Raw genomic sequence first — 20,689 nt, forward strand, 5'->3', positions numbered from 1 at the left:
AGGCCAGGCCGCAGCCATACCGCGCGGGCGAGACTCTCGGGAAGGCGCTACGTGAGTCCCAACGGCTCCGACCGCTCGCCGCGGCGCCCGATGCGGCGGAAGCTGCTGCAGGCAATGACCGCGGGCCTGGTCCTGGCGACAGCCACCGGTTGCTCGTACAACTGGGAAGACTTCCCCCGCCTTGGTATGCCCACCCCGACCACGGAAGAGGCTCCGCGGATCCTCTCCCTGTGGCAGGGGTCCTGGGCGGCTGCGCTCGCCGTCGGCGTGCTCGTGTGGGGTCTGATCCTGTGGAGCGCCATGTTCCACCGGCGCAGCCGCACCAAGGTCGAGGTTCCCCCGCAGACCCGGTACAACATGCCCATCGAGGCGCTGTACACGGTGGTCCCGCTCATCATCGTCTCGGTCCTCTTCTACTTCACGGCCCGCGACGAGTCGAAGCTCCTCAGCCTCAAGGACAAGCCCGACGTCACGATCAACGTCGTCGGCTTCCAGTGGAGCTGGGCCTTCAACTACGTCGAGCCCGTCGACGGTTCCAGCGGCGACGCGAAGACGGCCAAGGAACTGGCCGCGATCCCGGACCGCTTCAAGGAAGACTTCCCGGCGAACGCCGGCGGCGTCTACGACGCGGGCACCCCGGGCACGCGGAACCCGCAGACGGGCAACCCGGGCCCCACCCTGTGGCTGCCCAAGGGCAAGACGGTCCGCTTCGTCCTCACCTCGCGTGACGTCATCCACTCCTTCTGGGTGGTGCCGTTCCTGATGAAGCAGGACGTCATCCCGGGCCACACCAACGCCTTCGAGGTGACCCCCAACCGTGAGGGCACCTTCCTGGGCAAGTGCGCCGAGCTGTGCGGCGTCGACCACTCCCGGATGCTGTTCAACGTGAAGGTCGTCTCCCCCGAGCGCTACGAGCAGCACCTCAAGGACCTGGCCAAGAAGGGGCAGACCGGTTACGTTCCCGCCGGCATCGCGCAGACGGGCCACGAGAAGAACCGGGAGACGACAAACCTGTGAGCATCCTCAACGAACCCCAGGGTGCCGCCGCAGCTGAGGACTCGTACGAGAACGAGCTGCCGGTCCGGCGTCGGCAACCCGGCAACGTCGTGGTCAAGTGGCTCACCACCACCGACCACAAGACGATCGGAACGCTGTACCTCGTCACGTCGTTCGCGTTCTTCGTGATCGGCGGCGTGATGGCGCTGCTCATGCGCGCCGAGCTGGCCCGTCCGGGTCTGCAGATCATGACGAACGAGCAGTTCAACCAGGCGTTCACGATGCACGGCACGATCATGCTGCTGATGTTCGCGACGCCGCTGTTCGCCGGTTTCACGAACTGGATCATGCCGCTTCAGATCGGCGCGCCGGACGTGGCGTTCCCGCGGCTGAACATGTTCGCCTACTGGCTCTACCTCTTCGGCTCGACGATCGCGGTGGGCGGCTTCCTCACCCCGAACGGCGCGGCCGACTTCGGCTGGTTCGCCTACTCCCCGCTGTCGGACGCGGTCCGCTCGCCGGGCATCGGCGCCGACCTGTGGATCATGGGTCTGGCCTTCTCCGGCTTCGGCACGATCCTCGGTGCGGTCAACTTCATCACCACCATCATCTGCATGCGCGCCCCCGGCATGACGATGTTCCGCATGCCGATCTTCGTGTGGAACGTGCTGCTGACCGCGGTCCTGGTCCTGCTGGCCTTCCCCGTCCTCGCGGCGGCGCTCTTCGCGCTGGAGGCGGACCGCAAGTTCGGCGCCCATGTCTTCGATGCGTCGAACGGCGGAGCGTTGCTGTGGCAACACCTCTTCTGGTTCTTCGGCCATCCAGAGGTGTACATCATCGCCCTGCCGTTCTTCGGAATCATTTCCGAAGTGATCCCGGTCTTCTCCCGCAAGCCGATGTTCGGCTACATGGGTCTGATCGCGGCGACCATCGCCATCGCGGGTCTGTCCGTGACGGTGTGGGCGCACCACATGTACGTCACCGGCGGCGTCCTCCTGCCGTTCTTCTCCTTCATGACGTTCCTCATCGCCGTACCGACCGGCGTGAAGTTCTTCAACTGGATCGGAACGATGTGGAAGGGCTCGTTGTCCTTCGAGACACCGATGCTCTGGGCGACCGGCTTCCTGATCACCTTCACCTTCGGTGGTCTGACCGGTGTCATCCTGGCCTCGCCGCCGATGGACTTCCACGTCTCCGACTCGTACTTCGTGGTGGCGCACTTCCACTACGTCGTCTTCGGCACCGTCGTCTTCGCGATGTTCTCCGGCTTCCACTTCTGGTGGCCGAAGATGACCGGCAAGATGCTCGACGAGCGCCTCGGCAAGATCACGTTCTGGACGCTGTTCATCGGCTTCCACGGCACCTTCCTGGTCCAGCACTGGCTGGGCGCCGAGGGCATGCCGCGTCGTTACGCGGACTACCTCGCGGCCGACGGCTTCACCGCTCTGAACACGATCTCGACGATCAGCTCGTTCGTGCTCGGCGCCTCGATCCTGCCGTTCTTCTACAACGTGTGGAAGACCGCCAAGTACGGCAAGAAGGTCGAGGTCGACGACCCGTGGGGCTACGGCCGCTCGCTCGAGTGGGCCACGTCCTGCCCGCCGCCGCGGCACAACTTCCTCACCCTGCCGCGGATCCGTTCCGAATCCCCGGCGTTCGACCTGCACCACCCTGAGATCGCCGCCCTCGACCAGCTCGAGAACGCCCCTCACGGTGAGAAGGCCCTCGCTGGTGGCAAGGAGGCCGGCAAGTGAAGATCCAGGGCAAGATGTTCATCTGGCTGGCCGTCTTCATCCTCGCCATGGCGATCGTCTATGGCGTGTGGTCGAAGGAGCCGGCCGGCACGACGGCGCTCTTCCTGTCCTTCGGGCTGTCCATCATGATCGGCTTCTACCTGGGCTTCACCGCCCGGCGGGTCGACACGGGCGCCCAGGACAACAAGGAAGCGGACGTCGCGGACGACGCCGGCGAGGTCGGGTTCTTCAGCCCGCACAGCTGGCAGCCGCTCTCCCTCGCGATCGGTGGCGCACTCGCCTTCCTGGCCATCGCGGTCGGCTGGTGGCTGCTGTACTTCTCGTTCCCGCTGCTGCTGATCGGCCTGTGGGGCTGGGTCTTCGAGTACTACCGCGGTGAGAACCGCACCCAGTAACACGAGCTGAGCTCACAGGAGCCCGGACACTCCGCCAGGAGTGTCCGGGCTCCCGCTTTTGGAGCAACGACTGTCACCCGTACGCCCTATCCGGCGCGCCGTGGGTGACGTGGCTTCCTAGCGTGAGGCCATGAGCCAAACACCGCGCAAGAGCACCGTCATAGGCTGCTCGCTGCTGCTGATAGCCATAGGCGCCGGCGCAGCCGGATGCAGCAGCGACGGCAACCCGCTGTCCGCCGAGCCCTACGACGCGGCCGACCAGATCGCCTTCAACGGCCCCACGGGCGACGGCAGGAAGGCCGATCCCGACAAGCCCCTGGAGATCACCGCGGAGGACTCCGACGGCCGTATCACGGACGTCACCGCCAGGGACGCCGCAGGACGCTATGTCGCGGGCGAACTCTCCGCCGACGGCACCCGCTGGCACAGCACCTCTCCGCTCGCCGCCAACGCCCGCTACACGGTCCGCGTGAGCACCGAGGACGAGGACGGCGCCCCCGGCCGCAAGGTCCTCACCTTCGACACCAGCAAGCCGACCAGCAAGAAGCACCTGACGGTGACCTTCGGCCCGAAGGCGGGCACCTACGGCGTGGGCCAGCCCGTCACGGCCGAACTGAGCCAGCCCGTCAAGGACAAGAACCAGCGCGCGACGGTCGAGCGGGCCCTCAAGGTCGAGTCCACCCCCTCCGTCGAGGGCACCTGGCACTGGGTGAGCGACAAGGAACTCCACTACCGCCCCCAGGAGTACTGGCCCGCCGGCGCCGTCATCCAGGCCCGCAGCAACCTCGACGGCATCAAGATCAGCGACCGCCTCTGGGGCGGCAAGGTCAAGCCCCTGCGCATCACCATCGGCGACCAGGTCATCGCCGTCACCGACGCCGCGACCCACCAGCTGACGCTCTACCGCAACGGCGAGGAGGTCCGCTCGATCCCCGTCACGACCGGCAAGCCCGGCTTCGAGACCCGCAACGGCGTCAAGGTCGTACTGGGCAAGGAGTACTTCGTACGCATGCGCGGCACGAGCATCGGCATAGCCGAGGGCTCCGCGGACTCGTACGACCTACCCGTCTACTACGCCACCCGCGTGACCTGGAGCGGCGAATACGTCCACGCCGCCCCCTGGTCGGTCGGCTCCCAGGGCTACGCCAACGTCAGCCACGGCTGCACCGGCATGAGCACCGCCAACGCCGCCTGGTTCTTCGAGAACATCCGCGAGGGCGACATCGTCAAGGTCATCAACTCGTACGGCAACACGATGGAACCGTTCGGCAACGGCTTCGGCGACTGGAACGTCGAATGGAAGAACTGGCGCAACGGCAGCGCCCTGCTGGGCGGCACCCCAGAGGGCCCGAGCCCGTCGGACCGGGCAAGACTGAGGCCACAGAGCGTTTAGACGGACTGGGCGACGGCCGACCTCAAGGGGCGCGGGGAACTGCGCGACCAGCCACAGCGGCTCCCGCAGTCGCCCACGAACCTCAAGCCGCCGAGCTCCTAGGCACTCTGAAGCTTCTTCGTCCGCAGCAGAGAAGCCAACGCCCCCGCGAACTCCACCGGCTCCACCGGCAAGGTGACCGCCGCCTCGGCCCGACTCCACGTCGCCAGCCACGCATCCTGCGGCCGCCCGATCAGCAGCAGCACCGGCGGGCAGTTGAACACCTCGTCCTTGATCTGCCGGCAGACCCCCATGCCCCCCATGGGCACGGCCTCACCGTCCAGCACACAGACGTCGATGCCCCCCTTGTCCAGCTCCTTGAGGACGGCGGCCGGCGTCGCACACTCCACGAACCGCACCACAGGCACGTCCGGAGCGGGCCGGCGCCCGGTGGCCAACCTCACCTGCTCGCGGGTGTTGGAGTCGTCGCTGTAGACCAGCACCGTGGCGGTCGGCTGCATTGTTCCTCCGTGACGTCAGCGTCGTAAGGACAGGCCCGTTGGGCCGGATGCTACTCCCTTGAACACCACGTCAACACCGGTATGAACGGGGAAGACACTCCGAACGGCACCCCCCGGAGTGAGGGCGGGATAAGCGACCGACATAATGTCGGTCGTGGCGACAGCAACGACAGTAGACAAGGGTCACGCGCACCCGTCGGTCAACCGACCGAACCTCACCAGCGTCGGAACCATCATCTGGTTGAGTTCCGAGCTGATGTTCTTCGCGGCCCTCTTCGCGATGTACTTCACCCTGCGATCGGTGACGGGTCCCGATTTCTGGCACGAGAAGGCCGAGGCCCTGAACTTCCCGTTCTCGGCGACGAACACCACCATCCTGGTGCTCTCCTCCCTCACCTGCCAGCTCGGCGTGTTCGCCGCCGAGCGCGGTGACGTGAAGAAGCTCCGGGGCTGGTTCATCGTCACCTTCGTCATGGGTGCGATCTTCATCGGCGGTCAGGTGTACGAGTACACCGAGCTGGTCAAGCACGAGGGCCTCTCGCTCTCGTCCGACCCGTACGGCTCGGTCTTCTACCTGACCACCGGCTTCCACGGCCTGCACGTGACGGGCGGACTCATCGCCTTCCTGCTGGTCCTCGGTCGCACCTACGCGGCGAAGAGGTTCACGCACGAGCAGGCGACCGCCGCGATCGTCGTGTCCTACTACTGGCACTTCGTCGATGTCGTCTGGATCGGCCTCTTCGCCACGATCTACATGATCAAGTAGCCGGGCCCGATCCCGCGCGCGTTCCACAAACGCACACACCGCAAGCATCGACGCAGAAGATCCTGACACCGGGGTAATCCGTGAAAAAGCTCTCCGCACGACGACGCCATCCGCTGGCGGCGGTCGTCGTCCTACTCCTCGCGCTGGCGTGCACGGGGGGGCTGTACGCCGTGTTCGCTCCCGCGGACAAGGCGCAGGCCGAGGAAACCGCCCAGTCCCTCACCATCGAGGAGGGCAAGAAGCTCTACACCGTCGGCTGCGCCAGCTGCCACGGAACCGATGGTCAGGGAACCTCTGACGGTCCGAGCCTGGTGGGTGTCGGCGCCGCAGCCGTCGACTTCCAGGTCTCGACGGGCCGTATGCCGGCCGCCACCTCCCAGGGCGCCCAGGTTCCGGCCAAGAAGAACATCTACTCGCAGGCCGAGATCGACCAGCTCGCGGCGTTCATCGCCTCGCTGGGTGCCGGTCCGTCCGTCCCGACCGAGGAGCAGTACGGCCCCGAGGGCGCGGACATCGCCAAGGGCGGCGAGCTCTTCCGCAACAACTGCGCCCAGTGCCACAACTTCACCGGCAAGGGCGGCGCGCTGACGAAGGGCAAGTACGCCCCGAGCCTTGAGAACGTCGACCCCAAGCACATCTACGAGGCCATGCAGACCGGCCCGCAGAACATGCCGTCGTTCCCCGACACCACGCTGTCGGAGCAGAACAAGAAGGACATCATCGCGTACCTGCACGCGGTCAACAGCGACGAGACGGTCAACCCGGGTGGTCTGGAGCTGGGCGGCCTCGGGCCGGTCAGTGAGGGCCTCTTCGCCTGGATCTTCGGGCTCGGTGCACTGATCGCGGTCGCCGTCTGGGTCGCCGCTCGGACCGCAAAGGCCAAGAAGTCATGAGTAGCCAAGACATTCCAGAAGAGAACCTGCCCGCTGAGCAGGACGCCCACGTCGCGGTAGCGGACGAGAAGAACCCCTTCGCCGACCCCGGTCTGCCGCCCCACGAGCACCGGATCCAGGACATCGACGAGCGGGCCGCCAGGCGGTCCGAGCGCACGGTCGCCCTGCTGTTCACGGTGTCGATGCTGGCCACCGTCGGCTTCATCGCCTCGTACGTGGCGATCCCGCACGACAAGTCGGTCTTCGTCTTCCCGATCGGTCACCTCAACGCGCTGAACTTCGCGCTGGGTCTGACCCTCGGTACGGCGCTGTTCTGCATCGGCGCGGGCGCGGTCCACTGGGCCCGCACCCTGATGTCCGACGTGGAGGTCGCCGACGAGCGGCACCCGATCGCGGCGGAGCCCGAGGTCAAGGCCAAGGTCATGGCCGACTTCAAGCAGGGCGCCAAGGAGTCCGCGCTGGGTCGCCGCAAGCTGATCCGCAACACGATGTTCGGTGCGCTGGCCCTGTTCCCGCTCTCCGGCGTCGTCCTCCTGCGTGACCTCGGCCCGCTGCCCGGGACCAAGCTGCGCCACACCCTGTGGTCCAAGGGCAAGCTGCTCGTCAACATGAACACCGACGAGCCGCTGCGTCCCTCGGACGTCGCGGTCGGCTCCCTCACCTTCGCCAAGCCGGAGGGCCTGGAGGAGCACGACCACGACTTCCAGAACGAGATCGCCAAGGCCGCCCTGATGATCGTCCGGCTCCAGCCCGACGACATCAAGGACAAGCGCGAGCTCGAGTGGTCGCACGAGGGCATCGTCGCGTACTCGAAGATCTGCACCCACGTCGGTTGCCCGATCTCCCTGTACGAGCAGCAGACGCACCACGTGCTCTGCCCCTGTCACCAGTCCACCTTCGACCTCTCCGACGGTGCCCGAGTGATCTTCGGCCCCGCCGGCCACGCCCTGCCGCAGCTGCGCATCGGCGTGAACGACGAGGGCTACCTCGAGGCGCTCGGCGACTTCGAAGAGCCCGTCGGTCCTGCATTCTGGGAGCGCGGATGAGCACTACAGAGACCACCGAGTCCCGCTCTCGCGGGAAGGCACCGGCCGGCGAGCGGGTAGCCGACTGGGCCGACGGCCGGCTGGGGATCTACTCCCTGGCCAAGGCCAACATGCGCAAGATCTTCCCCGACCACTGGTCGTTCATGTTGGGTGAGGTCTGCCTCTACAGCTTCATCATCATCATCCTCACGGGTGTGTACCTGACGCTGTTCTTCCACCCGTCGATGAACGAGGTGGAGTACCACGGCAGTTACGTCCCGCTCCAGGGACAGCTCATGTCGGAGGCGTTCAGCTCCACGCTGCACATCTCCTTCGACGTCCGCGGCGGTCTGCTGATCCGGCAGATCCACCACTGGGCGGCGCTGATCTTCCTCGCGGGCATGTTCGTGCACATGATGCGCGTGTTCTTCACGGGCGCGTTCCGCAAGCCGCGTGAGATCAACTGGCTGTTCGGCTTCCTGCTGTTCGTCCTGGGCATGTTCACCGGTTTCACCGGCTACTCGCTCCCGGACGACCTGCTCTCCGGCACGGGTGTGCGCTTCACCGAGGGCGCGATCCTGTCCATGCCGATCGTCGGCACGTACATCTCGTTCTTCCTCTTCGGCGGCGAGTTCCCGGGCGTCGACTTCGTGGCCCGCTTCTACTCGATCCACATCCTGCTGCTGCCGGGCATCATGCTCGGTCTGGTGGTCGGCCACCTGATCCTGGTCTTCTACCACAAGCACACGCAGTTCGCGGGCCCCGGAAAGAACAACAAGAACGTCGTCGGCATGCCGCTGCTGCCGGTCTACATGGCCAAGGCCGGAGGCTTCTTCTTCCTGGTCTTCGGTGTCATCGCGGTCATCGCGGCCGTCGCGCAGATCAACCCGATCTGGGCCATGGGCCCCTACCGGCCGGACCAGGTGTCCACGGGCGCCCAGCCCGACTGGTACATGGGCTTCGCCGAGGGTCTGGTCCGGTACATGCCGGGCTGGGAGGTCAACTTCTGGGGCCACACGCTCGTCCTGGGCGTGTTCATCCCGCTGGTCCTCTTCGGTCTGGTCCTGGGGGCCATCGCGGTCTACCCGTTCATCGAGTCCTGGGTCACCGGCGACAAGCGCGAGCACCACATCCTGGACCGCCCGCGCAACGCCCCGACGCGTACCGCGTTCGGCGTCGCCTGGGTCACGGTGTACATGATCGGTCTGGTCGGCGGTGGCAACGACCTGTGGGCCACCCACTTCCACCTGTCGATCAACGCGGTCACCTGGTTCGTCCGGATCGGCTTCTTCGTCGGACCGGTCCTCGCGTTCATCATCACCAAGCGGATCTGCCTCGGCCTCCAGCGCCGGGACAAGGACAAGGTGCTGCACGGCCGCGAGTCGGGCATCATCAAGCGCCTGCCGCACGGTGAGTTCATCGAGGTGCACGAGCCGCTCAGCCAGGACGCGCTGCACACCCTCACCGCGCACGAGCAGTACAAGCCGCTCGAGATCGGCCCGACGGTCGACGAGAACGGCGTCGAGCGCAAGGTGAAGGGCTCCGAGAAGCTGCGCGCCAAGCTCAGCAAGTCCTACTTCGGTGAGGACGGCCAGATCCCCAAGCCGTCCGTCGAGGAGTACAAGGAGATCACGAGCGGCCACGGCCACCACTGACGCTCCGCTGATGGCGCCGCGTTGGGTGCGTTGTCGTCCGCGGCTCCGTCGTGGCTGGTCGCGCAGTTCCCCGCGCCCCTGAAGGGGCGCGGCGGACCGCGATCTTGCCAGTACCGCTAGCTACGCCACGGTTGAAGGGCCCCGTCCGTTGTTCGGACGGGGCCCTTCGCCGTGCCCCGCGGCTGGATAGGGTGGACCCCGTTGAGACTCGTGTCCCGTAGTGCGGGACGCCACAACTGACCCAGGAGCGGCTTATGAGCGCTGTGACCCCCGCTGGAGGCGACACCGCGGCGGGCCGTTCCTGGCCCGAGGTGCTGAGTGCCCTGCTCGCCGGAGAGGACCTGAGCGCCGGAGACACGGCCTGGGCGATGGACCGCTTCATGAGCGGCGAGGCCTCGGACGCGCAGATCGCCGGCTTCATGGTGGCGCTGCGGGCCAAGGGCGAGACCGTCGAGGAGATCAACGGTCTCGTGGAGGCGATGTACGCCCACGCGCAGCCGCTGGACATCCCCGGGCCGGCCGTCGACATCGTCGGCACGGGCGGCGACCGGGCCAAGACGGTCAACATCTCCACCATGTCCGCCATCGTGATCGCGGGCGCCGGCGCGAAGGTCGTCAAGCACGGCAACCGCGCGTCGTCCTCCGCGAGCGGCTCGTCCGACGTGCTGGAGAAGCTCGGCATCAACCTGGACCTGTCGCCGCAGGGCGTGGCACGGGTGGTGGACGAGGCCGGCATCACCTTCTGCTTCGCCGCCAAGTTCCACCCCTCGATGCGCTTCGTCGGTGGCGTACGGCGGGACCTGGGCATCCCGACCTCGTTCAACCTCCTCGGCCCGCTGACCAACCCGGCCCGCGTCACCGCCTCCGCCGTCGGCTGCTTCGACACCCGGATGGCGGGGCTCATCGCCGGCGTACTGGCCGAGCGCGGCTCCTCCGCGCTGGTGTTCCGCGGCGACGACGGCCTCGACGAGCTGACGACGACGGCCACGTCGAAGGTGTGGGTGGTCCGCGACGGCAAGGTGACCGAGGAGGCCTTCGACCCGCGCGACGTGGGCATCGAGCTGGTGCCGGTGGAGGCGCTGCGCGGCGCCGACGCCTCCTACAACGCCGACGTGGCGCTGCGCCTGCTGAACGGGGAGACAGGGCCCGTACGGGACGCCGTACTGCTCAATTCGGCCGCCGCACTGGTGGCGCTGAACCCGACGGACGCCCCGCTCACCGAGCAGCTCCGCGCCGGGATGGCGCGGGCGGCGGAGTCGATCGACTCGGGGACGGCGAAGCGGACGCTGGACCGCTGGGTGGCTGCCAGCAACGCGTAGTCGATACGCATGTGGTCCCGCGATTCGGACATGAGTTGCGGGACCACGATCATTTCGCGTACGTTCTCGACAGGTCATGAGTGACAGTCATGAGGCCCCGGCCGACTGTCCGGCAACCCTCCGTCCGTGGCGGGGTGCCCCGGGTGAAGACCAGGCCGTAGGCAGCGAGGTCTACGGCAAGCGCGGGCCCCTCTCGAAACCAGGGGTCCTGGTCGTTCGAGGGAGTCTTCCGTGAGCAAGCGAATGCGATAGGGCTGCCGAGCCCCGCCTCCGCGCACCCCTTTTCTCTTTTTCCGCATGCCCTCAACTCGCATGCCTCTCACGGGAGTTCCCCATGTCTGTCTCCACCGCTGCCCTCGACCAGGCCATTTGCACCCCCCTGCCCGTTCTGGGCCGTGATGTCACCGTCCCGCTCGTCACCGGCGGCGAGGTCACCTACGCGGCGCTCGACTACGCCGCCAGCGCCCCGGCCCTCCAGCGCGTCTGGGACGACGTCGCCGCCTACGCGCCGTACTACGGCAGCGTCCACCGCGGGGCCGGCTACCTCTCCCAGCTCTCCACCGACCTGTTCGAGAACGCCCGCAGGACGGTCGCCGAGTTCCTCGACTGCCGGGACGGCGACCAGGTGGTGTTCACCCGGTCCACCACCGACTCCCTGAACCTCCTCGCCGCCGCCCTCCCGGCCGACTGCCAGGTCTTCGTCTTCGAGACCGAGCACCACGCCTCCCTGCTGCCGTGGACGAACGCGCAGGTCACCTACCTCAACGCGCCCCGCACCCCGCGCCAGGCCGTCGAGACCCTGGAGCGCGCCCTGGCCGGCCGAGACCCCTACGGCCCGGCCCTGGTCTGTGTCACCGGCGCCTCGAACGTCACCGGTGAGCTGTGGCCCGTACGGGAACTCGCGGCCGCCGCCCATGCCCACGGCGCCCGGATCGTGCTCGACGCGGCCCAGCTCGCTCCGCACCACCCGGTGAGCGTCCAGGACCTCGACGTCGACTGGGTCGCCTTCTCCGGCCACAAGCTGTACGCCCCGTTCGGCTCCGGCGTCCTCGCCGGCCGCGCCGACTGGCTGCGGGAGGCCGAGCCGTACCTCGCGGGCGGCGGCGCCAGCCGCAAGGTCACGCGGCGCGAGGACGGGGGAGTGGACGTCGAGTGGCACGAGAGCGCCGCCCGCCACGAGGCCGGCTCCCCGAACGTCATCGGCGCCTACTCCATCGCCTCCGCCTGCAAGGCGCTGACGGAGGCGGGCTTCGACACGCTGGTCGCGCGCGAGCAGTACCTGATCGAGAAGGTGCGGGCCGGTCTCGCCGAGGTCCCCGAGGTCCGGATCCTCTCCCTCTTCGGCGACGACGCCCCGCGCGTCGGTGTGATCTCCTTCGTCGTCGACGGCTGGAACAGTTCCCACTTCGCCGCCGCCCTCTCCGCGGAGTACGGCATCGGGGTGCGCGACGGCCTGTTCTGCGCCCACCCGCTGGTCCGCACGCTGATGGGCAGCGACCCGCAGACCCAGGGCGAGTGCGGCGCCCCGGAGGCGGCTCCCGGCGAGAAGTCGCTCAACGCGATCCGGGTGAGCTTCGGGGCCGGTACGCCGGACGAGCACGTCGAGCGGTTCGTGAACGCCGTGAAGGAGCTCGTGACGGACGGCGCGAAGTGGAACTACCGGACCGAGGACGGGCGTTGCGTGCCGGACACCTCCGCGTGAGCCGGTAGCCGGGCGCCCAGCAGGATCATCCGCAGGGCGCGTTCGGTGGCGTCCGTGAGGAGTTCGGAGGCCCGCACCAGGGCCTCCGCCAGAGCCATCGGCGCCGGCAGGATCCCGCTGAACGCGTCCACGCCCGGCACGTCGTGGGCGCCCTCGCCGAGGGTGCCCGCCAGCACGAGCACCGGACGGCCGTACAGCTTGGCCCGGCGGGCCACCTCGGCCGGGACCTTGCCCTTGGGTGTCTGGTGGTCCAGGGCGCCCTCGGCGGTGACGACCAGGTCGGCGCGGGCGAGGCGGGCGTCCAGGTCGAGGTGGTCAAGCAGTACGTCGAAGCGGGGGAGGAGGCGGCCGCCCAGCGCCGCGAGGCCCGCGCCCAGGCCTCCCGACGCCCCGGTGCCGGGGCCCTGGCGCAGATCGGTGCCTCCCAGATCGCGGGTGAGGACGTCCGCCCAGTTCTCCAGCCCCGCCGACAGCTCCTCCACCTGCGCGGGCGTCGCCCCCTTCTGCGGACCGAAGACACGGGCCACACCGCGCTCGCCGCACAGCACGTTGTACGGGTTGCAGGCGACCAGCAGCTCCACGTCCCGCAGCCGCGGGTCCAGGCCGGCCGGGTCGAGCCGGGCGAGCCGCGTCAACTCGCGCCCGCCGCGAGGGAGTTCGAAGCCGACGGCGTCCAGCAGCCGGGCGCCGAGCGCCTGGAGGGCTCCCGCACCCCCGTCCGACGTACCCGAGTCGCCGCAGCCGACCAGGATCCGCCGTACGCCCGTGTCGAGCGCGGCCCGGATCAGCTCGCCGACGCCGTACGTCGTCGTGGCCCCCGGATCGCGCAGGGCGCGGGGCACCAGGGACAGCCCGGCCACGGCGGCCATCTCCACGACCGCCGTGTCCCGGGAGCCGAGCAACGCGAAGTGCGTGCCGACGGTCTCGCCGACGGGACCGGTCGCGGGCAGCGCGACAAGCCGCCCACCGGTCGCGGCCGCCAACGAGGCGGCAGTGCCCTCACCCCCGTCCACCAGCGGGATCAGGTCCAGTTCGGCGTCCGGCAGAACCCGGCGAACGCCGTCGGCGATGGCATCGGCGGCGGCTTGGGCGGACAGCGACTCCTTGAAGCCACTGGGGGCGACGACGACGCGGGTCAGCATCAGAGGCCTCCTGAGCAGATCGGATACGGAAGGGACAACGCCCTGCTTTCAGGGGCGCGGGGCTGTGACATATGCGGCTCCGCCGCGTGGGCGCGACCAGCCACGACGGCGCCGCACACAGCCGACAACCCATCGCGGCACTCTCATCTCGTCACCGGCACACCAAGCACCGGCCACACCACAACGGCGAACAGCAACACAAGCCCGGCAGTCAGCGGAGCCAACACCGCGGACAGCCGCAAAAGGTCGCGCGGCGCATACGTCGGCGTCCCGGGCAGGTCGGAGAAGAGCGTCACCGGCTTCGCGGAAGCCGGCAGCGTGTGGCAGAACCCGGCCGCCGCAGTGGACGCGAGCGCCGCCGCGACCGGATTCACCCCGGCCCCCACCGCCGCCGCGACCACCAGCGGCACCAGCACCGACGACCGGGCCGACCGGGACTGCAGGACCAGATGGGCCGCCGTACTGACCAGGATCACCACAGCCAGGAACCACATCGGGCTCACGCCCGTCGGAAGTCCCTCCACCAGCCACTTCGCCGCCCCGGAGTCGGCGAGCGCCACGCCCATCGCCATCGTCGCCGCCATGAACAGCAGCAGCGACCACGGCACCGTCTTCAGCGCGTCCTTCAGATGCACGGTGCCGAGCGCCGGCGAGGCCGCCACGACCGCGCCGATCAGCGCCACGACGGCGGGCGGCACGCGGTGCAGCGGCTCGCTGCACCACAGCACGACGACCGTGCCGAGCAGCAGCGCGCACCGCTTCTCGGCCTGCGACCAGGGCCCGGTGACCGGGGCGTCACTGTGCTCCTGGATCTGCTCGGGCGTGATGTGCACGGCGCCCTTGCGGTCGGCGCGTCGCGTGGTCGTCAGGAGTACGGCCTCGGCGGCCAGATGGGACGAGGCCACGGCGAGGGGCAGGCCCAGCAGCAGCCACTCCGTGAAGCCGATCCGGTCACCCGTCGCCTGCCACAGCACCGACACGGTGATCAGATGCGCGCCCGCCCCGATCAGGGTCGCCACCGCCGACAGCAGGATCACGGTCGGGAACAGCAGCGCCAGCATCACGACCAGTCGTTTCCGGCCGGCCAGCACCTTGGCGAGCGCGAGGAACACCGGCAGCGCGAGCGCGGCCCGCCCGGAGGTGGCCGGCACCGCGAACGCCGTGACGACCAGGGCGGCAGTGGTCAGGTGCACGAGCTGCCGTACGGTGCGCGCCCCGCCCACCAGAAACGCCGCCGCCCGCCCCGCGAGCCCGGTCCGGGTCACCGCCGCCGCCAGCACGAAGGAGCAGATCAGCAGCCACACCGTGGAGTCGCCGAGGGTGCCGAACAGGGTGTCGCTGCTGATCACCCCGGTCACCGTGAGCGCGAGCCCGGCGCCGAGCGCGATGTACGTGTCGTCGACCGGCGTGCCGATCCAGGCGCAGGTCGCCAGCGCGAACACGGCGAGGGTGAGACGGGCGTCGGCGCCGAGTCCCGGGAAGTTGCCGGGCACCGCGAGCAGTGCGCACAGGGAGAGCGCCACGCACAGGGCCGCGCCCAGCCGGAGGTTCAGGGTCACGTCATCGAGGGTTCACCTCCGCCGTGAGCCCTTGATGAGCCGTAGATGAAGGAGACTTCACGCGGACCGGGGACCTCAGGCGGACAGGCGGTACCCGACGCCGCGCACCGTCTCGACCCGTTGGGCGCCGAGCTTCTTGCGCAGCGCCCGTACGTACACGTCCACGATGTTCGAACCCGGGTCGAAGTCGTAGCCCCACACGTGCGACAGGATCTGCTCGCGGGACAGTACCTGCCCCGGATGCCTCAGGAACAGCTCCAGCAGCACGAACTCACGGGCCGTCAGGTCCACGGTCCGCTCGTCGGCCCGCGCCCGCCGGGTGCGCAGGTCCAGTGTCAGCGAGCCGGACCGCAGCACCGTCACCTCCGGCGCCCTGGCCGCCGTACGCAGTCGCAGCCGCACCCGGGCGAGCAGTTCCTCGAAGCGGAACGGCTTGGTCATCCAGTCGTCGGCGCCGCCCTCCAGACCGGCCACCGTGTCCCGTACGGAGTCCCGCGCGGTCAGCACGATCACCGGGACCGTCACCCGGGCCTCGCGCAGCTCCCGCAGCACCGTGAAGCCGTCGCGGCCGGGCAGGCCGATGTCCAGGACGACCAGGTCGAAGCCGCCGGTCAGCGCGTACTCGTACGCGGCGTCGCCGTCGCCGACGACGGTCGTGGTGAAGCCGTTGGAGCGCAGGCCCTTCTCGACGAAGGAGGCGATCCTGTCCTCGTCCTCGACGATGAGAATGCGGTTCACGTGTGTGCCTCTCCCAGGAGCAGGACGAAGGTGGCGCCGCCGCCTTCGGTGTCGCGCAGCCGTACCCGGCCGCCGTGGGCCTCCGCGATGGCCCGGACGATCGACAGGCCGAGCCCGGCACCGGAGCCCCGGGCGCCGCGCCGGGACGTACCGCGCCGGAACCGTTCGAAGATCACCTCGCCGTCCTGTGGCTGGACCCCGCAGCCGGAGTCGGCGACGTACAGCTCGATGCCCGGCCCGTCGGCGCGCGAGCCGATCCGGACGGTCTGGCCGGGCGCGGTGTGCTGCACGGCGTTCTGGGCGAGCTGGACCATGGCCTGGGTGATGCGCTGCGGGTCCAGCGCGGCCTCGACGTCGGCGACCTCGGCGAGCTGCCAGTCCCGTTCGCCGAGAGTGCGGGCCTTGACGTAGACGTCGGCGGTGAGTTCGGCGAGCTGGACCGGCTCCGGGGTGACGAAGTCGGGGCGCTCGGCCTTGGCGAGCAGCAGCAGGTCCTCGACGATCCGGCTCATCCGGTCGAGCTCGTCGGTAACCAGCCTTATGGTCTCCTCGCGCTCGGCCGGGTCGTCGCCCATCAGCTCCAGATGGCCGCGCACGATGGTGATCGGGGTGCGCAGCTCGTGGCCCGCGTCGTCGACGAACTCGCGCTGGGCGGCGAAGGCGCGCTCCAGCCGGTCGAGCATGTCGTTGAAGGTCTCGGCGAGCGCGGCGATGTCGTCCCGCCCGTGCACCGGGATACGACGGGTGAGGTCCTGCTCGGTGAGCTGTGCCGCCGCGGTGCGCACCAGCCGCACCGGCTTGAGGATGCGGCCCGCCACCGCCCAGCCGATGCCGGTCGTCATCAGCAGGGCGACCCCGGAGATGGCCAGCAGGATACGGAACTCCTCGTTCACCGCGGCCTGTTCGCGCCCGGGGTGGAAGGCGACGACGAACGCCGCCTCGGCCTCGCCGCCGGCCCGGGCGACCGCGACCTTGGCCCAGCGGATCTCGCCCGAGGCCCGGTGCAGCGTGCCCGTCGCGTCGGGCGAGTCGAAGATGCGGCGGCGGGCGTCGGCGTCCTTGTGCAGCGGCACGGCGACGGGGATGTCACGCGGCTGGCGGAACTGTGCCGGGGCAGCGCCCGGGCGGTCCACCAGGCCGATCAGCTCCTCGTCCGGGTCGGCGTACTGCCGTACCAGGAACTCCACCAGCAGCCGGGACGGGTCGGTGAACGGACGGCCGGTCTCCGGGTCGACGCCCCGCTCCTCGAAGTTGGCGAACTCCCCGGCCTCCTGCGCCAGCAGCCCGTTCACCCGATGGTCGACGTCCCGCAACAGGATCGACCGTGTGGTCGTCGCCACGGACACGAGCCCCACGGCCATGACGAACAGCAGCCAGAGCAGGATGCGAACCCGGGCGGAGATCCGGCGGCGCACCGGGCTGGCGGGTGTCGGCATCAGACACATTCCTCAGGGCCGTACGTCGCACAGAGCGCTCAGCCGTCGTCCCCGGGCTCGCCGCGGTCGTCGTCACCCGTCTCCCGGCCGGGGCCGTCGTCGGCGTCGTCGTCGCTCGTGGGGCTGTCGGTCACCGGGGGCCGGGAGACGACCTCGTCGCTCGGCGTCGGCGTGGGCCGGGGCGGTGTCGGCGTGGGGGAGCCGCTGTCCAGCTCCACCTTGGCCGGGACCTTGGGGGACTCCGGGTTGTCGGTGAGGGCGAAGCTGGTCGCGGCGATGCCGAGCGGAATCGCCACTACGGCGGCCAGCGCCGCGATCCGGTGCGAGAAGACCATGCGGTCGAGCCTGCCCCTGCCACCCGGCGGTCAGGATGAGCCCAGGATGAAGAACTCTTCATCTTGGGCCGCCCGTGTCAGCTGTCCAGCCCGATGGCGAACGCGGCCTCGATGTCGTGCTGCGAGTACGTACGGAACGCCACGTGCGTGTCCGTCGCCTCCACCCCGGGGATCTTGCTGATCCGGCCCGGGATGACCTCGGCGAGATCCTCGTGCCGCTTCACCCGCACCATGGCGATCAGGTCGTACGTACCGGTGACCGAGAAGACCTCGGTGACGCTCTCCAGCGAAGCGATCCGCTCCGCGATCTCGGGGATCCGGTCCACGCTGGTCTTGATCAGGACGATCGCGGTGATCACGGCTGGTTCTCTCCCTCGGAGGCCGAAGCTGGGGCGGCCTTCACTCTAGTCGCCCACCCGTCTCCCACCACCGCCCTTCCAAGGCCGCGCTACGCGCCCTCCTTTCTCCCTGAAGCGGGCCCACGCGTAGCCGAAGCCCAGTCCGAAGCCCACCAGGTGCGCCAGATAGGCCACCCCGGGCCCCTGGTCGGCCCGCCCCGCCGCCACCCACTGCAGGGCCGCCCAGAAGGGCAGCACGACCCACGCCGGGAACCGCAGCGGCAGGAAGAGCAGAAACGGCAGCAGGCTTGTCACGCGCGCCCCGGGGAAGAGGAACAGGAAGGCGCCCAGAACCGCCGAGATCGCCCCGGACGCGCCGACCAGGGACTGGGTGGAGTCGTCGTTGGCGGCCGCGTAGCCCAGCAGGGCCAGGTAGCCGCAGCCCAGGTAGAAGAGCGTGAACTGGACGCGGCCCATCCGTTCCTCGGTCATCACGCCGAAGACGTAGAGGAAGAGCATGTTGCCGAGCAGGTGCACCCAGCTGCCGTGCACGAACAGGGCCGTGGCGGGGGTCAGGGCGGCCCGGGGCGAGCCCTCGAACAGTTCCGCGGGCACGACGCCCCAGCGGTGGAAGTAGGCCCGCTGCGTGGCGAGCAGCTCGTCACCGGTGCCGTACGCCGGACCGAGCCCGGCCGCCGGGCCGATCAGGAAGACCAGGCAGCACCCGGCGATCAGGGCGTGGGTCACCGGCGCCGACGGCACCCGGACCACGTTGCCGAAACGGGCCGGGAAGCGCACCGTGCGCCAGTTGCCGATCATGAATACAGAGCATGACGTAACGGGACGCACGTGCACAGACCGCCTCGCCGCCGGGGAGGTCCTGGGGACGAACGGGCGACGAGTACCCGCCAGGCCGTAGGGTAACGAGCCACACGCACCGGGGAGCCCGGCGCGTCGCTGACAATAGAGACCTAGAGGAAAGAGCACGGTCACGATGACGGTTCCCCTGCCGACCGACACCACGCGGTGGCGCTGCACCCTCTGCGGCAACCTCACGCGTTTCGACGTGACGCGCTCGTCCAGGGTCGTGGAGTACATGCACCTCGATCTGGCCGGCGAGCCCAAGGTCGAGGAGCGCGAGGTGCTCAGTGAGACCATCGAGTCGGTGCGCTGCCGCTGGTGCAACGCCGTGGACAAGGTGGAACTCGTGGACAGGCCGGGCGCCGGCTCCTGAGGGGAGCGGGCCCCGCACAGCATTGGGGTGTGACGGATGGTGGAGACACAAGGCGGGGGGCCGGGCGACGGCGCCGCCGAGGTGCTCGACCGTCCGCTGCCCGACGGCGTACGGCGCAGAGTCGTGCAGATCGTGTCCGACGGGTTCGGCGGACTGACGGTCGGCGAACTGCCCGCGCAGCTCAGGCAGTACGCCCGGTTCGCCCCGAACCGCCGGACGAAGTTCGCCGGCAACGCGATGGCGGCGGCGCTGGAGACCGATCCGCTGTTCCGTCAGCGCATCGGTGAGAAGTTCAGAGAGGTCCAGCCGGAACTCGCCGGCGCCCTCGACTCCGGTTCGGTGCCCGCGGCCGCGGACCCGCTCGACGTGGCGGCCGCGGCCTATGTTCTGCGGCCCACCGGCTGGGTCAAGCTGGTCACCGCGGCCGGCGAGGAGGCCCAGCGGGCCGACGCCGAGCGCGCCGACGACGAGACCCGCGCCGAGCTGGAGCGGCTGCGCGAGGAGCTCGCCCACGCCCGTGAGCACACCCGGCACGAGACCGAGCGGCTGCGCACCGAGCTGGACACGGCGAAGAAGGAAGCCGAATCGCTGCACCGGAAGCTGCGCTCCGCGCTCAGCGACGTCAAGCGCGGCGAGGCCGCCCTGCGCAAGGTCCGGGGCGAGATCGAGACCGTACGCGCCGAGGGCCACGCCCATGTCTCCGCCGCCGAGAGCGAGTCCCGGCGGCTCAGGGCGCGGCTCGGCGAGGCCGAGGCGGCCCTGGAGGCCACCCGCAAGGCCGCGCGCGAGGGGCGCAGCGTCGAGGACATGCGCGTCCGCCTGCTCCTGGACACCCTGCTGGACTCCGCCCAAGGGCTGCGCCGGGAACTGGCGTTGCCACCGGTGTCCGTACGGCCCGCCGAGACCGTCGACGCGGTCGAACCGGGCCGGATGACCCCGAAGGACATCGCCGCCCGGGCGCTGTCCGAGAACGACCCCGCGATCCTCGACCAGCTCCTCGCGCTGCCCCAGGCGCATCTGGTGGTCGACGGCTACAACGTCACCAAGACCGGCTATCCCCAGATGCCGCTGGAGAAGCAGCGCCTCAGGCTGCTCGGCCAGCTCTCGCAGCTCGCCGCGCAGACCGGCGCCGAGGTGACCTGTGTCTTCGACGGGGCCGAGCTGGCCGCGCCGGTGCTGCTCGCGCCGCCGCGCGGGGTGCGGGTGCTGTTCTCCAAGCCGGGCGTGACCGCCGACGAACTGATCCGCCAGCTGGTGCGCGCCGAGCCGCCGGGCCGGCCGGTCATCGTCGCCTCGACCGACCGCGAGGTCGCCGACGGCGTCGCCCGGGCCGGAGCGCGGCCGGTGGCTTCTGCGGTGCTTCTCAAGCGGCTGTCCTGAAACGCCAACGTACAGGCGTAATACCCGAATTGGCGTCAATCTCGGACGACGTAGCGTCAACCGGCCCTGCACACGCTGTGAGTTGTGTGTAAAGAATGACAGGTGTGACGAGAATTTTCGTGTGAGGAT

The 20,689-nt window shown here is 69.4% G+C and carries 19 protein-coding genes, 1 pseudogene and 1 riboswitch; of the genes and pseudogenes, 12 read left to right on the forward strand and 8 right to left on the reverse strand.

Features of this window, described 5'->3' with window-relative positions:
- Positions 1–51: 51 nt before the first annotated feature.
- From ctaC to AQJ67_RS13510, 4 genes are all read left to right on the forward strand, one after another.
- Positions 52–1,017 carry an aa3-type cytochrome oxidase subunit II gene (gene ctaC / locus AQJ67_RS13495; protein ID WP_062718937.1) on the forward strand — a complete coding sequence of 322 codons (966 nt, stop codon included), beginning with the start codon at positions 52–54 and terminating at the stop codon, positions 1,015–1,017.
- Positions 1,014–2,750 carry an aa3-type cytochrome oxidase subunit I gene (gene ctaD, locus AQJ67_RS13500; RefSeq protein WP_062718939.1) on the forward strand — a complete coding sequence of 579 codons (1,737 nt, stop codon included), beginning with the start codon at positions 1,014–1,016 and terminating at the stop codon, positions 2,748–2,750. The genes ctaC and ctaD overlap by 4 nt, the downstream gene beginning before the upstream one ends.
- Positions 2,747–3,145 carry a cytochrome c oxidase subunit 4 gene (locus AQJ67_RS13505; RefSeq protein ID WP_062718941.1) on the forward strand — a complete coding sequence of 133 codons (399 nt, stop codon included), beginning with the start codon at positions 2,747–2,749 and terminating at the stop codon, positions 3,143–3,145. The genes ctaD and AQJ67_RS13505 overlap by 4 nt, the downstream gene beginning before the upstream one ends.
- 130 nt (positions 3,146–3,275) lie before the next feature.
- Positions 3,276–4,538: a L,D-transpeptidase gene (locus AQJ67_RS13510; RefSeq protein ID WP_062718943.1), complete on the forward strand. Its 1,263-nt coding sequence runs from the start codon at positions 3,276–3,278 to the stop codon at positions 4,536–4,538.
- Between the two features lie 98 nt (positions 4,539–4,636).
- On the opposite strand, the gene AQJ67_RS13515 is transcribed toward AQJ67_RS13510, so the two are convergent.
- Positions 4,637–5,038, reverse strand: coding sequence for a response regulator (locus tag AQJ67_RS13515; RefSeq protein WP_062718945.1), 402 nt, complete (start codon positions 5,036–5,038; stop codon positions 4,637–4,639).
- A 145-nt stretch (positions 5,039–5,183) separates the two neighbouring features.
- On the opposite strand from AQJ67_RS13515, the gene ctaE reads away from it, so the two are divergent.
- From ctaE to AQJ67_RS13545, 6 genes are all read left to right on the forward strand, one after another.
- Positions 5,184–5,804, forward strand: coding sequence for an aa3-type cytochrome oxidase subunit III (gene ctaE / locus AQJ67_RS13520; RefSeq protein ID WP_062718947.1), 621 nt, complete (start codon positions 5,184–5,186; stop codon positions 5,802–5,804).
- An 80-nt stretch (positions 5,805–5,884) separates the two neighbouring features.
- Positions 5,885–6,697: a cytochrome bc1 complex diheme cytochrome c subunit gene (gene qcrC, locus AQJ67_RS13525; protein WP_062718949.1), complete on the forward strand. Its 813-nt coding sequence runs from the start codon at positions 5,885–5,887 to the stop codon at positions 6,695–6,697.
- On the forward strand, positions 6,694–7,743 hold the full coding sequence (qcrA, locus tag AQJ67_RS13530) for a cytochrome bc1 complex Rieske iron-sulfur subunit (RefSeq protein ID WP_062718951.1): 1,050 nt from the start codon (positions 6,694–6,696) through the stop codon (positions 7,741–7,743). The genes qcrC and qcrA overlap by 4 nt, the downstream gene beginning before the upstream one ends.
- A complete protein-coding gene (gene qcrB, locus AQJ67_RS13535; protein ID WP_062718952.1) occupies positions 7,740–9,377 on the forward strand; it encodes a cytochrome bc1 complex cytochrome b subunit in 1,638 nt (545 codons plus the stop codon). Before qcrA ends, qcrB begins: the two co-directional genes overlap by 4 nt.
- A 254-nt stretch (positions 9,378–9,631) precedes the next feature.
- Positions 9,632–10,696 carry an anthranilate phosphoribosyltransferase gene (gene trpD, locus AQJ67_RS13540; protein ID WP_062718953.1) on the forward strand — a complete coding sequence of 355 codons (1,065 nt, stop codon included), beginning with the start codon at positions 9,632–9,634 and terminating at the stop codon, positions 10,694–10,696.
- A 72-nt stretch (positions 10,697–10,768) separates the two neighbouring features.
- Positions 10,769–10,885: riboswitch (SAM riboswitch) on the forward strand.
- A gap of 145 nt (positions 10,886–11,030) precedes the next feature.
- The gene (locus tag AQJ67_RS13545; protein ID WP_062718954.1) at positions 11,031–12,398 is read left to right on the forward strand and encodes an aminotransferase class V-fold PLP-dependent enzyme; all 1,368 of its coding nucleotides are present in this window, start codon (positions 11,031–11,033) and stop codon (positions 12,396–12,398) included.
- Here AQJ67_RS13545 and AQJ67_RS13550 read toward each other — a convergent pair.
- The 7 genes and pseudogenes from AQJ67_RS13550 to AQJ67_RS13580 form a co-directional block, all read right to left on the reverse strand.
- Positions 12,353–13,540 carry a glycerate kinase gene (locus tag AQJ67_RS13550; protein WP_062718955.1) on the reverse strand — a complete coding sequence of 396 codons (1,188 nt, stop codon included), beginning with the start codon at positions 13,538–13,540 and terminating at the stop codon, positions 12,353–12,355. The genes AQJ67_RS13545 and AQJ67_RS13550 overlap by 46 nt on opposite strands.
- 143 nt (positions 13,541–13,683) lie before the next feature.
- The gene (locus AQJ67_RS13555) at positions 13,684–15,099 is read right to left on the reverse strand and encodes an SLC13 family permease (RefSeq protein WP_062718956.1); all 1,416 of its coding nucleotides are present in this window, start codon (positions 15,097–15,099) and stop codon (positions 13,684–13,686) included.
- Positions 15,100–15,174: 75 nt separating this feature from the next.
- Positions 15,175–15,837 (reverse strand): response regulator transcription factor, encoded by a 663-nt coding sequence (locus AQJ67_RS13560; RefSeq protein ID WP_062718957.1) that lies wholly within the window; start codon positions 15,835–15,837, stop codon positions 15,175–15,177.
- The gene (locus AQJ67_RS13565; RefSeq protein WP_062719343.1) at positions 15,834–17,198 is read right to left on the reverse strand and encodes a sensor histidine kinase; all 1,365 of its coding nucleotides are present in this window, start codon (positions 17,196–17,198) and stop codon (positions 15,834–15,836) included. Before AQJ67_RS13565 ends, AQJ67_RS13560 begins: the two co-directional genes overlap by 4 nt.
- 113 nt (positions 17,199–17,311) lie before the next feature.
- Positions 17,312–17,608, reverse strand: coding sequence for a hypothetical protein (locus AQJ67_RS13570; protein ID WP_062718958.1), 297 nt, complete (start codon positions 17,606–17,608; stop codon positions 17,312–17,314).
- Positions 17,609–17,685: 77 nt separating this feature from the next.
- A complete protein-coding gene (locus tag AQJ67_RS13575) occupies positions 17,686–17,967 on the reverse strand; it encodes an Lrp/AsnC family transcriptional regulator (protein ID WP_062718959.1) in 282 nt (93 codons plus the stop codon).
- Positions 17,964–18,765: pseudogene (locus AQJ67_RS13580) on the reverse strand (rhomboid family intramembrane serine protease). The gene AQJ67_RS13575 and the pseudogene AQJ67_RS13580 overlap by 4 nt, the downstream one beginning before the upstream one ends.
- A gap of 175 nt (positions 18,766–18,940) precedes the next feature.
- Here AQJ67_RS13580 and AQJ67_RS13585 point away from each other — a divergent pair.
- A complete protein-coding gene (locus AQJ67_RS13585) occupies positions 18,941–19,180 on the forward strand; it encodes a hypothetical protein (RefSeq protein ID WP_062718960.1) in 240 nt (79 codons plus the stop codon).
- A gap of 36 nt (positions 19,181–19,216) precedes the next feature.
- Positions 19,217–20,560 carry an NYN domain-containing protein gene (locus AQJ67_RS13590; protein ID WP_062718961.1) on the forward strand — a complete coding sequence of 448 codons (1,344 nt, stop codon included), beginning with the start codon at positions 19,217–19,219 and terminating at the stop codon, positions 20,558–20,560.
- The last annotated feature ends 129 nt before the right edge of the window (positions 20,561–20,689 follow it).

Origin of the sequence: Streptomyces caeruleatus (assembly GCF_001514235.1) — a bacterium.
GTDB classification, from domain to species: Bacteria; Actinomycetota; Actinomycetes; order Streptomycetales; family Streptomycetaceae; genus Streptomyces; species Streptomyces caeruleatus.

What these genes read in the sequence shown, in the direction of transcription:
- AQJ67_RS13590 (WP_062718961.1), top strand. Translation starts at nt 19,217, where the DNA reads ATGGTGGAGACACAAGGCGGGGGGCCGGGCGACGGCGCCGCCGAGGTG.
- trpD (WP_062718953.1), top strand. Translation starts at nt 9,632, where the DNA reads ATGAGCGCTGTGACCCCCGCTGGAGGCGACACCGCGGCGGGCCGTTCC.
- AQJ67_RS13545 (WP_062718954.1), top strand. Translation starts at nt 11,031, where the DNA reads ATGTCTGTCTCCACCGCTGCCCTCGACCAGGCCATTTGCACCCCCCTG.
- AQJ67_RS13565 (WP_062719343.1), bottom strand. Translation starts at nt 17,198, where the DNA reads ATGGCCGTGGGGCTCGTGTCCGTGGCGACGACCACACGGTCGATCCTG.
- AQJ67_RS13510 (WP_062718943.1), top strand. Translation starts at nt 3,276, where the DNA reads ATGAGCCAAACACCGCGCAAGAGCACCGTCATAGGCTGCTCGCTGCTG.
- qcrA (WP_062718951.1), top strand. Translation starts at nt 6,694, where the DNA reads ATGAGTAGCCAAGACATTCCAGAAGAGAACCTGCCCGCTGAGCAGGAC.
- AQJ67_RS13550 (WP_062718955.1), bottom strand. Translation starts at nt 13,540, where the DNA reads ATGCTGACCCGCGTCGTCGTCGCCCCCAGTGGCTTCAAGGAGTCGCTG.
- AQJ67_RS13585 (WP_062718960.1), top strand. Translation starts at nt 18,941, where the DNA reads ATGACGGTTCCCCTGCCGACCGACACCACGCGGTGGCGCTGCACCCTC.
- qcrB (WP_062718952.1), top strand. Translation starts at nt 7,740, where the DNA reads ATGAGCACTACAGAGACCACCGAGTCCCGCTCTCGCGGGAAGGCACCG.
- AQJ67_RS13515 (WP_062718945.1), bottom strand. Translation starts at nt 5,038, where the DNA reads ATGCAGCCGACCGCCACGGTGCTGGTCTACAGCGACGACTCCAACACC.
- ctaE (WP_062718947.1), top strand. Translation starts at nt 5,184, where the DNA reads ATGTCGGTCGTGGCGACAGCAACGACAGTAGACAAGGGTCACGCGCAC.
- AQJ67_RS13570 (WP_062718958.1), bottom strand. Translation starts at nt 17,608, where the DNA reads ATGGTCTTCTCGCACCGGATCGCGGCGCTGGCCGCCGTAGTGGCGATT.